Source organism: Arthrobacter sp. NPDC090010 (assembly GCF_044748305.1).
Taxonomy (GTDB): domain Bacteria; phylum Actinomycetota; class Actinomycetes; order Actinomycetales; family Micrococcaceae; genus Arthrobacter_E.
Window position 1 is genome coordinate 101895 of sequence record NZ_JBIVFT010000007.1, and the last position, 13675, is coordinate 115569.

Below are 13675 nucleotides of genomic sequence, written 5' to 3' on the forward strand. Positions count from 1 at the left end.
AGAAGGAACATCATGAAGATCCTGGTCGCCAACGTCAACACCACGCGGACCATGACCGAATCCATCGCGGCCCAGGCGCGGGCCGTCGCGGCGCCCGGGACCGAGATCGTGGGCATCACCCCGCGATTCGGTGCGGACTCGTGTGAGGGGAACTTCGAGAGCTATCTGGCGGCAGTCGCCGTCATGGACTCGATCGTCAACTACGAGGGCGAGTACGACGCCGTCGTCCAGGCCGGGTACGGCGAGCACGGTCGTGAGGGGCTTCAGGAACTGCTGGACGTGCCGGTCGTCGACATCACGGAGGCGGCCGCCAGTACGGCCATGTTCCTCGGTCACAAGTACTCGGTGGTCACCACCCTGGACCGGGCCGTTCCGCTCATCGAGGACCGGCTGAAGCTCGCGGGGCTCGATGACCGTTGCGCCTCCGTCCGGGCCAGCGGCATGGCCGTGCTGGAACTGGAGGAGCACCCGGACCGCGCTGTCGAGGCGATCGTCCGGCAGGCCGAGCTGGCCGTCACCGAGGACAAGGCGGAAGTGATCGTATTGGGCTGTGGCGGCATGGCGAACCTCGACGAGCAGATCCGCCAACGCTGCGGAGTCCCCGTCGTGGACGGTGTCGCCGCGGCGGTGACCATTGCCGAGTCGCTCGTGCGGATGGGCCTCTCCACCTCCAAGGTGCGGACCTTCGCGGCGCCCCGGCCCAAGAAGGTCATCGGCTGGCCCATCACGCAGAACTGACGGCGCGCGGGGATAGGGTTCCAGACATGAGTGAAGCAGCACAGCAGTCCGGGAAGGTCGCCGTCGTGACGGGGGCCGGCTCCGGTATCGGGCGCGCCGTCGCCCGTCTTCTCCTGGCCGAAGGCTGGCGGGTGGTTCTCGCGGGACGGCGGGAAACCGCCCTCGTGGAGACCGCAGCCGGCTCGGAGGAGGCTCTCGCGGTGCCGTGCGATGTCACGGTGGCCGACGACGTCGCACGCCTCTTCCGGCGGGCACGCGAGCGGTTCGGGCGGGTGGATCTGCTGTTCAACAACGCGGGCATCTTCGGCCCGGGCGGCGCGGTCGATGAGATCGAAGCGGCCGGTTTCGAGGAGACCCTGCGGGTCAATGTGACGGGGGCCTTCCTGTGCGCCGCCGAGGCGGTGCGGGTCATGAGGACACAGTCGCCGCAGGGCGGCCGCATCATCAACAACGGATCCATTTCGGCGCATTCGCCGCGGCCGCGTTCCGTGGCGTACACGGTGAGCAAGCACGCGATCAGCGGCCTCACGAAGAGCATCGAGCTGGACGGTCGGGCCGCGGGGATCAGTTGCGGGCAGATCGACATCGGCAACACACGCACCGAGATCATGGACGTGATCGGAGTCGGTGACGGTGCCCTGCAGGCGGACGGCTCACGGAAGGTGGAACCGATGTTCCCCGTGGAGGATGCGGCGCGAGCCGTGCTCCTCATGGCGTCGATGCCGCCCAGCGCGTCCGTCGGAAGCCTCCTCGTCACGGCGGCAGGCATGCCGTTCGTGGGACGAGGCTGACCCGCCCCACCCCATCGAGAAGGCACTTGATCACAGTGTTCCCCGCCGGGACTGTGATCAAGTGCCTTCTCGCGTTAAAGAGGGCCGGTTGGTGGCCCTCCAGATATGAGTAGATCCGAATAAAGCAGATATTACAGGTTCCGCTAGACGATAATTCTTTCTCTTGTTGTGGAATAAATGTGATGAGGATTACCTTTAGTCGACTTGGACATCGGGCACGCGTCCCGCGGTTTTCACTCATTGGAAGTTGTGACTTTGCAAAGGAGCAAAATGTCTGACAACACAACGGCCGCCTCGGGCAATGCGGCCACGATCCCCTCGAAGGGGGGTGCGTCCCGGGCCGGGAAGGTCGGCTGGGTGCGCTGGTCCATCGGATTCCTGCTGTTCTTCGCCGTGTTGATCAACTACATCGATCGCAGTTCCATGTCGGTCGCCGAACACGACATGCGGATGGAGTTCGGCCTCACCGAAGGTCAGATCGGCATCATCCTGGGCAGCTTCGGATGGAGCTACGCCATCATGCAGATCCCCATGGGGATGCTGCTGGACAAGATCGGCATCAAGTGGGTCATGCGAGTCGCGACCACCCTGTGGGCGATCTCGTGCTTCCTGACCGCGGCGATCAGTGGCATGGGTCTGCTCCTCGTCGCCCGCCTGATCCTCGGCCTCGCCGAAGCGCCGATCTTCCCCGGCGCCATGAAGACCACCAGCTACTGGTTCCCACGCAACGAACGCGGCATGGCCACCGTGATCTTCGACAGCGGTCAGCGCCTGTCCAATGTGATCGGCTTCCCGATCGTCGGCGCAGCGGTCGCGATGTTCGGGTGGCGCGGCGCGTTCATCACCATCGGCATCCTCAGCCTCATCTACACGGCGGTCTTCTTCTTCCGCTACCGCGACCCGAAGGAGATGAACCGCAAGGGCAAGCTGAGCGACGCCGAGCTGGATCACATCCTCTCCGGTGGTGCACAGCACGAGGATGCGCCGAAGCCGAACCCGCTCGCCAACCTCGGCTACATCCTGCGGCAGCGCAAGGTCTGGGGCATGTCGCTCGGGCTGGGCTGCGCTGGCTACGTGCAGTGGATGCTGCTGACGTGGCTCCCCGGCTTCCTGCAGTCCCAGATGCACATGGACGTCGCCAAGTCAGGGCTCTTCACAGCGGTGCCCTGGTTGTTCGCGGTGATCGTGCAGTATCTGCTGCCAGGGTTCTGGCTGGACCGCATGGTCAAGAACGGCCGGTCCAGCACGGCCGTCCGGCGCGCATTCATCGTCGGTGGCATGCTGCTTGCGACCACGATCGTCGGAACCGCCTTCACTCACGATCTCTTCTGGTCGCTCGTGTGGATCACGCTCGGGACCACCGGCATCACCATCGCCTTCAGCGTCACGAACTCTCTTCCTGCCCTGATCGCCCCGGAAGGTGCCGTGGGTGCGACCGGAGCCGTCATGAACACGGTGAACAACCTCATCGGAACTACCGCTCCGATCGTCACGGGATTCATCGTGCAGTTCACCGGAAGCTTCGCCTGGGCGTTCATCGTGGCCGGCATCATGCTGGTGGTCGGTCTGTTCTTCTACCTCGTGGTGCTCGGCCGGATCGAGCAGATCCCGACGGCCGAGGAGCGGGTGGCGTCTGCGCAGCCCGCCGCGTAGGCCAGGCTCCGCCTCCGCCGTCGAAATGCCACGTGGGCACAGTGCCAGGTTTCTGGACTGTGCCCACGTGGCGTTTCGCGTCAGAGAAGAAAGTCCACTCTCGGAACAAGTGAGAGTCCCAACTCGGAATTGTGAGTCATTCCGAATAAAGCAGATATTACAGTTTTCATGATGTGAAAAGTTTTTCTTCCCTTGTGGAATGAGTGTGATCTAGATTACTTTGGTCAAACCCGAAGGCCGGGTACACACACTTCACAAGATTGGTTCAGATCAATGAAGATCCCCACCGAAGCGGAGCTGAAGGCGAGTTCGGCCCCGCGGAAGAAGACGCCGTGGTACCGGTCGCTCTTTCTTCAGATCCTGATCGCCGTCGTCGCCGGCATCACCATAGGGCACTTCTGGCCGGCCATCGGTGCCGGGCTCAAGCCGCTCGGCGATGGTTTCATCCAGCTCATCAAGATGATCATCGCTCCCTTGATCTTCCTGGTCATCGTCACGGGCATCTCCGCGGTCGGCGACGTCAAGGCGGTCGGGCGAGTCGGTGTCAAGGCCCTTCTGTACTTCACCGGGGCCACACTCTTCGCGCTGGTCTTCGGGCTCATCGTCGGCAATATCGTCCAGCCGGGCGCGGGCCTGCATATCGATCCCAACACCCTGTCTCAGGCTGCGGTTGACGCGAAGACGGGCCATGCGGTCCCCAAGGACGCGGCATCGTTCCTTCTGGATGTCATCCCCGTCAGCGTCGTCGGCGCATTCGCCAACAACAGCCTGCTTCAAGTCCTGTTCTTCTCCGTGTTCTTCGGCGCGGCCATCGTGGTGATCGGCCGGACCCGCTGCCTCCCGGTGCTCAACCTGATGGAAACGGTCTTGGAAATCGTCTTCAAGATCATGTCCTGGATCATGAAGGTCGCGCCGCTCGGCGCACTGGGTGCCATGGCGTTCATCATCGGGCAGTACGGCATCAGCACCTTGGGCACCTATGCCCTCCTGATCGCGGCTTGCTACGGCGCGGCGATCATCTTCATCGGACTGCTCTTCCTCATCGCCTGGAGCTTCGCCCGGGTGCCGCTGTGGCAGTTCCTCAAATACACCCGTGAAGAGTTCCTGCTGGCGCTCGGCACCGCATCCACCGAATCGGTCATGCCCCGCATCATGACGAAGCTGACCAACGCGGGCTGTTCCCGTGCCACCACCGGCCTGGTGGTCCCCACGGGGTACTCCTTCAACCTGGACGGTGCGGCCATCTACCTGTCCATCTCCCTCCTCTTCCTGGCCCAGGCGTTCGGGCATCACCTGGACTTCGGCCAGCAGCTGGCCGCCCTCGGCGTGCTCCTCCTGACCTCGAAAGGCATGGCCGGCGTCCCGGGTTCGTCCTTCCTCGCCCTGTCCGCCACGGCCGCGGCGCTGGGGATCTTCCCCGTTGCCGGGGTGGCGCTGCTGCTCGGGGCGGACCGCATCATGGACTCGATGCGCGTGGTCGTGAACCTGCTCGGCAACTGCGTGGCGACCTTCGTGGTGGCCAAGTGGGAAGGTCAGTTCGACCGTTCCGTGATGCTCCGGGCCTTCGCCGGGGAGATCACGAACGAGGACTCCGCGATCATGCTCGGTCAGGAAGAAGTCTTCGAAGAGCAGGAGCACGAGCGGATCGCCGAGGGCCAGAGCCCGTCGCCGAAGTTCGGTGGCGGACCCCTTGCCAGTGAGGTCCCTGCCATCGCCCTCACGGACCGGGAAGAGGCCATGCGCCGGAAACTCTGAGGTTCCGCCTCTCCCAGAGGACGCGAAACGCCAGTTGAGCACAGTGCCGGGCTTCCGGACTGTGCTCAACTGGCGTTTCGCGTGTTGGTGGGCTGGTGGTGGCACCCTTCAGAGCGCGCAACCGGCTCCGGGAACGGCCGCCGAGCAGTCCTGGGGATGCTCGGTGCACCACGGGGTGGCTCCGGGCAGGCGATAGCGGTGTGCCGCGACCCAGCGGTAGGCCGCCTCGAGTGGGCGGGCGACGCTCGGGAAGCGGTAACCGCGCCCGAAGAGCCGGGTGCCCACAGCGGTGTCCAGCACCGCTGCAATGGCGGCGGCGCCGCTGAGTCGCACGACGCCGTCGAGCGCCCAGACGGCAGAGCGGGCGTCCTCGTGAGTGAGCCGGAATGCGTCGAGGGTGAGCGGGTCCTGGAAGGGGTGGAACGCCAGGCGGTCACGGCGATCCAGCCGCTTGAGCCAGCCGACGCACCGGGTGCAGAAGCCGCATTGCCCATCGAAGACGACGTCCATGGTGATTCCCCTTGTATCTCAGCGGGGCGGCTCGCGATGGCTGCCCCGCCTTCATGCTATGCCTGTTTCGGAAGTGTGTGTCTGTGATGTTGAACGACTCGGAAAGTGATCAAAACCACACATTGATGATTTTTTGTGATCAATATCGCTTATATTGGTGCGACATCAATCACATCGGCGCTAGACTGCTCAAGACGAATCCGGCAGGCCACATGGGGGAGGTGCTGCGCGGACCACGGGACCTCACGGTCCACAAGCTCGAAGGAGACGCAGTGTCGCTTATCCAGGACATCAAGAGGACGCCCCGGGCGGGGCTCCTCGCGGGCATCGCGGCCGCAGCCGTCGGCATCATCTACGGCTATGACTCCTCCAACATCGGCGGCGCACTGCTCTTCCTCAAAGATGAGTTCAGGCTCGACGACGCCGGGCTGGGTCTGGTGACCACCACGGTCGTGATCGGCGAGGTGCTGGGTGCGCTGCTCGGCGGCATGCTGGCCAACAAGCTCGGCCGCAAACTCTCCATGGTGCTGGTGGCCGCGGGGTACGCGTTGTTCGCCCTCCTGAGCGGGCTGACCCCGAACCTCGAGGTGCTGGTGGCCGCCCGACTGTTCCTGGGACTCACGGTCGGCGTATCGATCGTCGTCGTGCCCGTCTTCGTCGCCGAAAGCTCTCCGGCGAAGATCCGCGGCGCCATGCTGGTGGCCTACCAGGTGGCCACCGTGTTCGGCATCATCCTGGGCTACCTCGTGGCCTGGGCCCTCTCCGACGCCGGCGCCTGGCGCTGGATGCTCGGACTGGCGGCCATCCCATCGCTCCTGGTCTTCTTCCTCGTGCTGCGGATTCCGGACACCTCCCGCTGGTACGTCATGAAGGGCCGTCTCGAGGAGGCCCGTACGACGCTCGCCAACATCGAGCCGGAAGCCGACGTCGACCGCGAGATCGCCGACATGCAGGCGGCTCTCAGCGAGGAGAAGGGCGGAGCGCTCAAGGAGATGCTCCGGAAGCCCTACCTCCGGGCGACCGTCTTCGTGGTCATCCTGGGTTTCTTCATCCAGATCACCGGTATCAACGCGATCGTCTACTACAGCCCCATCCTCTTCAAGTCCATGGGCTTCGAGGGCAATGCCGCCATCCTCGGTCTGCCCGCGCTGGTCCAGGCCGTCGCCCTGGTGGCCGTGTTCATCTCCCTGTCCCTCGTGGACCGGGTGGGCCGTCGCCCGATCCTGCTCGGCGGCATCGCGATGATGATCGCGGCCAACGTCCTGCTGGTGGGCGTCTTCATCGCCGGCGGCAGTTCCTTCGGCGGCATCCTCACGGCGCTCGGCTTCATCGGCGTCCTGCTCTTCACGGTCGGCTTCACCTTCGGCTTCGGGGCCCTGGTCTGGGTCTATGCCGGAGAGAGCTTCCCCGCGAGGCTGCGTTCCATCGGATCGTCCGTCATGCTCACCAGCGATCTGGTGGCCAATGTGATCGTCGGGTTCCTCTTCCTCCCGATGCTCAGTGGACTGGGCGGCACCGGGACCTTCCTGGTCTTCGGCTTGCTGGCCTTGGCCGCGTTCCTCTTCGTCTACAAGTTCGCCCCGGAGACCAAGGGGAAGAACCTGGAGGACATCCGCCAGTTCTGGGAGAACGGCGGACGCTGGGAGCCCAAGGAAGGCGTCCGCTGAGCTGAGCTGAACAACGACGACGGCGACGCACCCTGCGCAGGGTGCGTCGCCGTCGTCGTAACCTCCCCGGCCGCCTAGACTCGCCACATGAGCAGCATCGATGCCACTCGCCGCGGAGCGTCCGTCAATCGGGGCCTGGCGCTCTTCCGGGCGTTCTTCGCACTCCTGGGGCTGGCCGCGCTGGTGGCCCAGCTGACCGAGCTGGTCGGACGGACCGGTGCGGACAAGGTGGGGAACTTCTTCAGCTACTTCACGATCCAGTCCAACATCATCGTGGTCGTGGCGCTGTTCTTCGCGGCGGGCGCCGCCTGGCGAGGGCATACGCCACGCTGGCTGGACTTTCTGCGGGGTGCGGCCACCGTCTACATCTCGATCACCGGGGTGGTCTACAGCCTTCTCCTGACCGACATCGACGTGAACGTGCCGCTGCCGTGGGTCAACGTGGCCCTCCACTACACCCTCCCGACCATCGCGGTGATCGACTGGCTGGTGGATCTCCCACGGCCCTGCATCCGGCTGCGCGGAGCGCTCCTCTGGCTCAGCTATCCGGCCCTGTACCTGGTCTACAGCCTGGTGCGTGGTCCTTTGGTGGACTGGTACCCGTACCCGTTCCTGGATCCGCGGCCGTCCGGCTATGGGCCGGTCCTCGTGATGAGCGTCCTGATCGCCGTCGCAGCCTTCGTGTTCGTGGCCGTCGCCGCCTTGTCCACCAAGCTGGCGGAGCCGCGTTCTCCGCGAGATGCCAGCTGAGCACAGTCCGGAGCACGAACACTGTGCTGATCTGGCGTCTCGCGAGGGGAAACGTCAGCGCAGAGGCAACAGGGCACTCAGATCGGCGCGGGTGCCCGAGGCGACCACCCGTCCATCGGCGACCGCGTCCGGCCACGTGAGCGAGCCCGTCACGAGCTGCAACCAGCTCTGAGCATCGGTCTCGATCACATTCGGCGGCGTCCCGCGCGTGTGGCGCGGCCCCTCGATGCACTGGGTCACTCCGAACGGCGGAACCCTGACCTCGACGGAATTCCCCGGAGCGCGGGCCGTCAGTTCCTCCAGCGCGTAACGGACGGCCATGGCCGTCACCGAGCGCGGCGGCTGGCCTGCTTCCGGCCCGTCCTGCGCCTCGAGCCAGGAGGCGAGGGCGGCCTGACCTTCGGCGAGGTCTATACGGCGTCGTGCCACTCCCATCGCCGCCCCTATGCCAACAGGGACATCACGGGAGTGCCGAGCCGGAGCCGTCCCACGGGATGAGCTCCGCCGAGCACCGGCTCCACGATCTTCTCCAGCACGGCCGCCACCCGGGACGCTTCGAGCGCTCCGGCAGCTGTCAGGAGAGTCAGCGCCACGAGAGAGGCCGCCCGCAGATTGCCGTCCAGGACCTTCAGCGCGACCGAGACGCCGGACGGGGTGGCCATCGCCATGACCCCTTCAGCGCCGAGCTTGGCCAGGACGCCGAGCTCGTCGAGCACCACGGTGTTCGCCCGTCCCACGCCCTGGACCGCCCACGGGTAGTCGAGCATCGAAGTGGCGATCGTGGCGGCCCGGGCGTCGGCGTGCTTGTCACCGGGCGCTTTGGCCAGACGCGAGTAGGCCCGGGCGAGACCCGTCAGGGAGACCGCGGCCACCGGAGCGCCGCAACCGTCCGTGCCCAGATGGGCGACGCGCTCGCCGGTGAACTCTTCCACGACGCTCAGTACGAGACGCTGAAGAGGGTGATTCGGTTCCAGGTAGCCGGCCTTGCTCCATTCGTTCTCCGAACAGGCCCAGAGGAAGGCTGCGTGTTTGCCGGAGCAGTTGAACGCGGCGCGGCGCTTGCCCTTCTCGGTGCGGACCAGCCAATTGCGGGCGGTCTCGTCCTCGGGCCAGGCTTCGGGGCACTGGAGGGCGTTCTCGGTGTTCCCGCCGGCCCGGAGCATGCCCTCCACCACGTCGAGATGCTCGAGGGATCCGATGTGGCTGGCCGAGGCCAAAGCCACCTGGGCGCCGCGCAACGGGACGCCCGCGCGCATGGAGGCCAGCGTCTGGAACGGCTTGAGCGTGGACCGGGCGAACACCGGGGCGTCGATGTCGCCGAGTGCGGTGACCACGTGGCCGTCACCGGAGAGGACGACGGCGGAGCCGATGTGCCGGGATTCGATGAAACCGCTGCGCTCCAGGACAGCGAGTTCCACGGCGGACTCGACGGCGAAAGTCGCCTCGGAGGTGTGGGGCATGTAGCCAGTTTATGGCCCCGACCTGTTCCTCATGTGTTGCGTGCTCAGTCGCGGCGGGTGTCCCGGCCGGGACACCCGCCACAACTGAGCACGCAACCGGCGGCGGGATGGTCGCGTCATCGGAACCCGTCCGGCTGGGCGGGTGTCACACCCGCCCAGTACCCTTGGTGACTGTGAAGGTTCTCGTCCTTGGCCCGGGTGGCCGCGAACACGCCATTGTCCGTTCCCTCCTCTCCGACCCGCAGGTCACGGAGGTTCACGCCGCCCCGGGAAATGCCGGGATTGCGCAGCTGGTGCCCTGCCACGCGGTGGATGCCAACGATCCCGCCGCCGCCACGGCGCTCGCGCTGAAGCTCGAGTCCGACCTCGTCGTCGTCGGCCCGGAGGCTCCGCTGGCGGCTGGTGTCTCGGATGCGCTCCGGGAGGCGGGCTTCCCGGTCTTCGGCCCGAGCCAGGAGGCCGCGCAGTTGGAGGCTTCCAAGGCGTTCGCCAAGCAGGTCATGGCGGAGGCAGGGGTTCCGACGGCTCTGGCCCGGGTCGCGGTCAATGCTGCGGAGGCGGCCGACGCGCTGGATACCTTCGGCGCGCCCTACGTCGTCAAGGACGACGGCCTGGCCGCAGGCAAGGGAGTCGTGGTCACCTCGGACCGTGACGAGGCGCTGGCTCACGCCCAGAGCTGCTTCGACGCGGGCGGCACCGTGGTGATCGAGGAGTTCCTGGATGGTCCTGAGGTCTCGCTCTTCGTCCTCTGCGACGGTAAGACCACCGTCCCTCTGGCGCCGGCCCAGGACTTCAAACGCATCTTCGACAACGACGAAGGCCCCAACACCGGAGGGATGGGCGCGTACAGCCCGCTCGACTGGGCCCCGGAGGACCTCGTGGCCGAGGTGATCGACAGGGTGGCCCAGCCGACCGTCGACGAGATGGCTCACCGCGGCACCCCCTTCATCGGTGTGTTGTATTGCGGCCTGGCGCTGACGTCCCGGGGTCTGCGGGTCATCGAGTTCAACGCCCGTTTCGGAGACCCGGAGACGCAGGCCGTGCTGGCCAGGCTCAAGACTCCGCTCGGAGGACTGCTGATGGCCGCGGCCCGCGGCGAGCTGGAGCAGGCCGAGGAACTTCGCTGGACCCGTGAGAGCGCCGTCTGCGTGGTCCTGGCCGCTGAAAACTACCCGGACACCCCGCGCAAGGGCGATCGCATCCGTGGCCTGAAGAAGGCGGGCGCCCTGGACGAGGTCCACGTGATCCACGCCGGGACCTCGCTCGACGACGACGGCAAGGTGGTCGCCAACGGTGGGCGGGTGCTCGCCGTCGTCGCCCTCGGCGACGATCTGGTGGAGGCGCGGGAGCGCGCCTATGAAGGCATGGGGCTGATCCAGCTCGACGGCGGTCAGTACCGCCGGGACATCGCAGCCAAAGCGGCGCGCGGCGAGATCGTGGTGGAGTCCCGCCGCGCTCCCGGCCGCCACGTGGCGGCGGAAGGAGAACAGGCATGAGCGGGCTGAAGACCGAGGTTCTGGAGCTGCCGGGCTACCGGCACATCTACTCGGGCAAGGTCCGCGACTTGTACGAACCGACCGGACCGGACGCTCCTTCCGACCGTGTCCTGGTGGTGGCGAGTGACCGGATCAGCGCCTTCGACCACGTCCTGGAGTCGACCATCCCGGACAAGGGCGCCGTCCTCACACAGCTGAGCCTCTGGTGGTTCGAGCAGCTGGGGGTCGAGCACCACGTGCTGGGTTCCACCGTCGCCGACGGTGTTCCCGCCGAGGTCGAGGGCCGGGCCATGCTGTGCAAGCGGCTGGACATGTTCCCGGTCGAGTGCATCGCCCGTGGCTATCTGACCGGCTCCGGCCTGGCCGAGTACCGGCAGTCCCGGACCGTGTGCTCCCTGCCTCTTCCGGAGGGGCTGGTCGACGGCTCCCGTCTGGAGCCCGCCATCTTCACCCCGTCCGCGAAGGCCGAGGTGGGCGAGCACGACGAGAACATCACCTTTGAGGCCGTCGTCGACGTCGTGGGTCCTGATGTGGCTGATCGCCTGAGGGAGCTGACCCTGGCCGTCTACACCAGGGCGGAGAAGATCGCCAGGGAGCGCGGCATCATCCTGGCGGACACCAAGGTCGAGTTCGGCACCGATCCCGCCACGGGCGTCATCACTCTCGGCGATGAGGTCCTCACGCCTGACTCCTCGCGCTTCTGGGATGCCCAGGAGTACGAGCCGGGCACCTCTCAGGCGAGCTTCGACAAGCAGTTCGTGCGGGACTGGCTGACCTCGGAGGAATCCGGCTGGGACAAGAACTCCGACACCCCGCCTCCGGCCCTGCCGGCGGAGGTCGTGGAGAAGACGCGTGCACGCTATGTGGAAGCCTATGAGCGTCTGACCGGCGAGGCCTTCCAGGGCTGAGCCCAGGAAAGCCCGACCCTCATGACGAAGGGGTGGTCACGGTTCGCGCCGTGACCACCCCTTCGTCATGTCCAGCTGTCGGGGATGCTCAGGAGCTGCCCGCCTTGGCGCGCCGCTCTGCGAGGCGGATCTCCAGCATGGCGTCCATGGCCTGCTGAATGCCTTCTGAGGCCCCCGCGGAGGAGAAGAGCTGCTGGGACCGGGAGAGGAACGCCATGGCCTCCTGAAGCTCGTCTGTGGCTTTCAGAGCCTTGCCCAGCAGAAGATGAACCTCGGCGGCGACGTGCATGCCGAGTTCGTCCTCCTGTGCGACGACTTCCCGGAGGATCTCGATGGCGCCCGGCAGATCGTCCGTCAGATACAGCCACTTGGCGCGGATGAACCGCAGTTCGAGGCCGTCACGGACCGTGCCGTTCACGATCGTGTGTGCGAGCTCCGCGCGTTCGAGAGCGGCCAGCGTGGAATCCTCGATGATGCCCGAATTCAGGCGCATGGCGGCGGACGCCTTGTTGAAGTTGGCCCACTGCTCGATGTCGTTGCCGGGGGAGAGGAGCTTGGCGGCACGATCGTGCTGAGCGACGCCTTCCTCGTAATCGTGGCGCATGAACGCCACGTTGCCGATCACCCAGGCGACGATGCCGGACAGGTGGTCCACGGACTTGGGACTGACTTCCTTGGCCAGGATCTTGCACTGCTCCCAGGCCTCATCGAGCCGGCCGGTCTCGGCAAGTGCGCCGATGTAGATCCTCAGCGCGCTCGTGTAGATGGGGGAATCCTTGGGCAACTGGGCGCCGAGGAGGACGGCCTGGCGGGCGTGCTCCATGGCATCGGCCAGCCGGCCCTGTCCGTGGCAGACGGCGGCGAGCATCTGGCGGGCGCGCACACCCAGGCCGGTGCTCTCGACGGCCAGACGGTGCTCCACGAGCTGCTCCACCACGCCCTGGCATTCGGAGTACTTGCTCTGCTTCAGGAGACACTCGGCCTGCATGTAGCGCATGTTCCACCAGGCGCTCACGTTCTTGGCTTCGAGCGCGATCTGAGCGGCTTCCGCGGCGTGCTGCGCGGCCAGGTCATAGTCCCGGAGATCCCAGGCCTGCCGGGCGTACAGCGCCGCCAGAACGTAGTCCGCGTCATTCTGCGTGACGCGGTTGTTCCACTCCTCCAGGGCCTTCGGGGCCAGCTCGAGGCGACGGGCGAGCTCCTGGATGACATCTCGGGTCGGTTCCCGGCGGCCGGTCTCCAAAAGAGAGATGTAACTGGGTGAATACAGATCTTTTCCCAGTTCAGCCTGTGTCATGCCGCGTTCCAGGCGTTCTGCCCGGAGGCGCTCACCGAATCCGCTGCCCATTGCCCCTCCTCAGCTTTGGCGGTTTAGGAATGCCAAAACCTTGACATTCTCAATTGTGTTCACTTTACAATGTGTGTCAATACGGGGGCACTTCACCGCACTCGAAGATTTCTTCACGGTGCATTGCATTACGCCGGCAGCAGCAGCCGCTGACGCCACCTCCATATGGTTCACACGGAAGAGCAGAACATGTTGAAGAAACTTACAGCAGGCGCCGCCCTGGTTGCAGCTTTGGGCCTGGGAGCCCTTAACGTGTCGGCGGCCACGTCCGCCGTGGGCAACTGGCCGGACCCCACCACGGTGCAGGCCGTGGGTAACTGGCCTGACCCTGCTCGCATGAATGTGGGCAACTGGCCGGACCCGACCACCATCACCGCCTCGCAGACCGGCGCAACGCAGCTGGCCGTGGGCAACTGGCCCGATCCTTTCTAAGCCAACGCCACGGAGGCTGAGCCTCCGACGTCGGGCATGACGAGGCGGGCCGTCCGGAGACAATCCGGGCGGCCCGCCTTTCGCATGCCCCGCGCGTGAGGTTCCGGGCCGGCACCTCACGGACGACGTCGCGCGGTCCGGTTGAGGGGCTCTGCTCGGTAGGGGCG

General features: G+C 66.0%; 13 protein-coding genes. 9 read left to right on the top strand and 4 right to left on the bottom strand.

Annotated elements, in window-relative coordinates; translation table 11 throughout:
* The first annotated feature begins 12 nt into the window (after nucleotides 1-12).
* The 4 genes from ACIPXZ_RS11765 (at nucleotide 13) to ACIPXZ_RS11780 (ending at nucleotide 4937) form a co-directional block, all read left to right on the top strand.
* Nucleotides 13-738: an aspartate/glutamate racemase family protein gene (locus ACIPXZ_RS11765; RefSeq protein WP_400594220.1), complete on the top strand. Its 726-nt coding sequence runs from the start codon at nucleotides 13-15 to the stop codon at nucleotides 736-738.
* A 26-nt stretch (nucleotides 739-764) separates the two neighbouring features.
* A complete protein-coding gene (locus ACIPXZ_RS11770; RefSeq protein ID WP_400594223.1) occupies nucleotides 765-1529 on the top strand; it encodes an SDR family oxidoreductase in 765 nt (254 codons plus the stop codon).
* Between the two features lie 270 nt (nucleotides 1530-1799).
* A complete protein-coding gene (locus ACIPXZ_RS11775) occupies nucleotides 1800-3182 on the top strand; it encodes an MFS transporter (RefSeq protein ID WP_400594226.1) in 1383 nt (460 codons plus the stop codon).
* A 273-nt stretch (nucleotides 3183-3455) separates the two neighbouring features.
* Nucleotides 3456-4937 carry a cation:dicarboxylate symporter family transporter gene (locus ACIPXZ_RS11780; RefSeq protein ID WP_400594229.1) on the top strand — a complete coding sequence of 494 codons (1482 nt, stop codon included), beginning with the start codon at nucleotides 3456-3458 and terminating at the stop codon, nucleotides 4935-4937.
* A 108-nt stretch (nucleotides 4938-5045) separates the two neighbouring features.
* Here the strand turns inward: ACIPXZ_RS11780 and ACIPXZ_RS11785 are convergent, their stop codons facing one another.
* Entirely contained in the window at nucleotides 5046-5447 is a 402-nt protein-coding gene (locus ACIPXZ_RS11785) for a thiol-disulfide oxidoreductase DCC family protein (protein ID WP_400594232.1), read from the bottom strand.
* Nucleotides 5448-5719: 272 nt separating this feature from the next.
* Here ACIPXZ_RS11785 and ACIPXZ_RS11790 point away from each other — a divergent pair, with 272 nt between their 5' ends.
* Together ACIPXZ_RS11790 and ACIPXZ_RS11795 are read left to right on the top strand one after the other, a co-directional pair.
* Entirely contained in the window at nucleotides 5720-7114 is a 1395-nt protein-coding gene (locus ACIPXZ_RS11790; protein WP_400594235.1) for a sugar porter family MFS transporter, read from the top strand.
* A gap of 87 nt (nucleotides 7115-7201) precedes the next feature.
* Nucleotides 7202-7864 carry a Pr6Pr family membrane protein gene (locus ACIPXZ_RS11795; protein WP_400594238.1) on the top strand — a complete coding sequence of 221 codons (663 nt, stop codon included), beginning with the start codon at nucleotides 7202-7204 and terminating at the stop codon, nucleotides 7862-7864.
* Between the two features lie 54 nt (nucleotides 7865-7918).
* On the opposite strand, the gene ACIPXZ_RS11800 is transcribed toward ACIPXZ_RS11795, so the two are convergent.
* Both ACIPXZ_RS11800 and ACIPXZ_RS11805 read right to left on the bottom strand, forming a co-directional pair.
* Entirely contained in the window at nucleotides 7919-8299 is a 381-nt protein-coding gene (locus ACIPXZ_RS11800) for a sterol carrier family protein (protein ID WP_400594241.1), read from the bottom strand.
* An 8-nt stretch (nucleotides 8300-8307) separates the two neighbouring features.
* A complete protein-coding gene (locus ACIPXZ_RS11805) occupies nucleotides 8308-9324 on the bottom strand; it encodes an asparaginase (RefSeq protein WP_400594244.1) in 1017 nt (338 codons plus the stop codon).
* Nucleotides 9325-9497: 173 nt separating this feature from the next.
* Here ACIPXZ_RS11805 and purD point away from each other — a divergent pair, with 173 nt between their 5' ends.
* Complete coding sequence (gene purD / locus ACIPXZ_RS11810) at nucleotides 9498-10820, top strand: phosphoribosylamine--glycine ligase (RefSeq protein WP_400594247.1); 1323 nt, start codon at nucleotides 9498-9500, stop codon at nucleotides 10818-10820.
* On the top strand, nucleotides 10817-11728 hold the full coding sequence (locus tag ACIPXZ_RS11815) for a phosphoribosylaminoimidazolesuccinocarboxamide synthase (RefSeq protein ID WP_400594250.1): 912 nt from the start codon (nucleotides 10817-10819) through the stop codon (nucleotides 11726-11728). The genes purD and ACIPXZ_RS11815 overlap by 4 nt, the downstream gene beginning before the upstream one ends.
* A gap of 88 nt (nucleotides 11729-11816) precedes the next feature.
* On the opposite strand, the gene ACIPXZ_RS11820 is transcribed toward ACIPXZ_RS11815, so the two are convergent.
* Nucleotides 11817-13076 (bottom strand): helix-turn-helix domain-containing protein, encoded by a 1260-nt coding sequence (locus tag ACIPXZ_RS11820; protein ID WP_400594253.1) that lies wholly within the window; start codon nucleotides 13074-13076, stop codon nucleotides 11817-11819.
* Between the two features lie 189 nt (nucleotides 13077-13265).
* Here ACIPXZ_RS11820 and ACIPXZ_RS11825 point away from each other — a divergent pair, with 189 nt between their 5' ends.
* Nucleotides 13266-13508 carry a hypothetical protein gene (locus ACIPXZ_RS11825; RefSeq protein ID WP_400594256.1) on the top strand — a complete coding sequence of 81 codons (243 nt, stop codon included), beginning with the start codon at nucleotides 13266-13268 and terminating at the stop codon, nucleotides 13506-13508.
* Nucleotides 13509-13675: the final 167 nt, after the last annotated feature.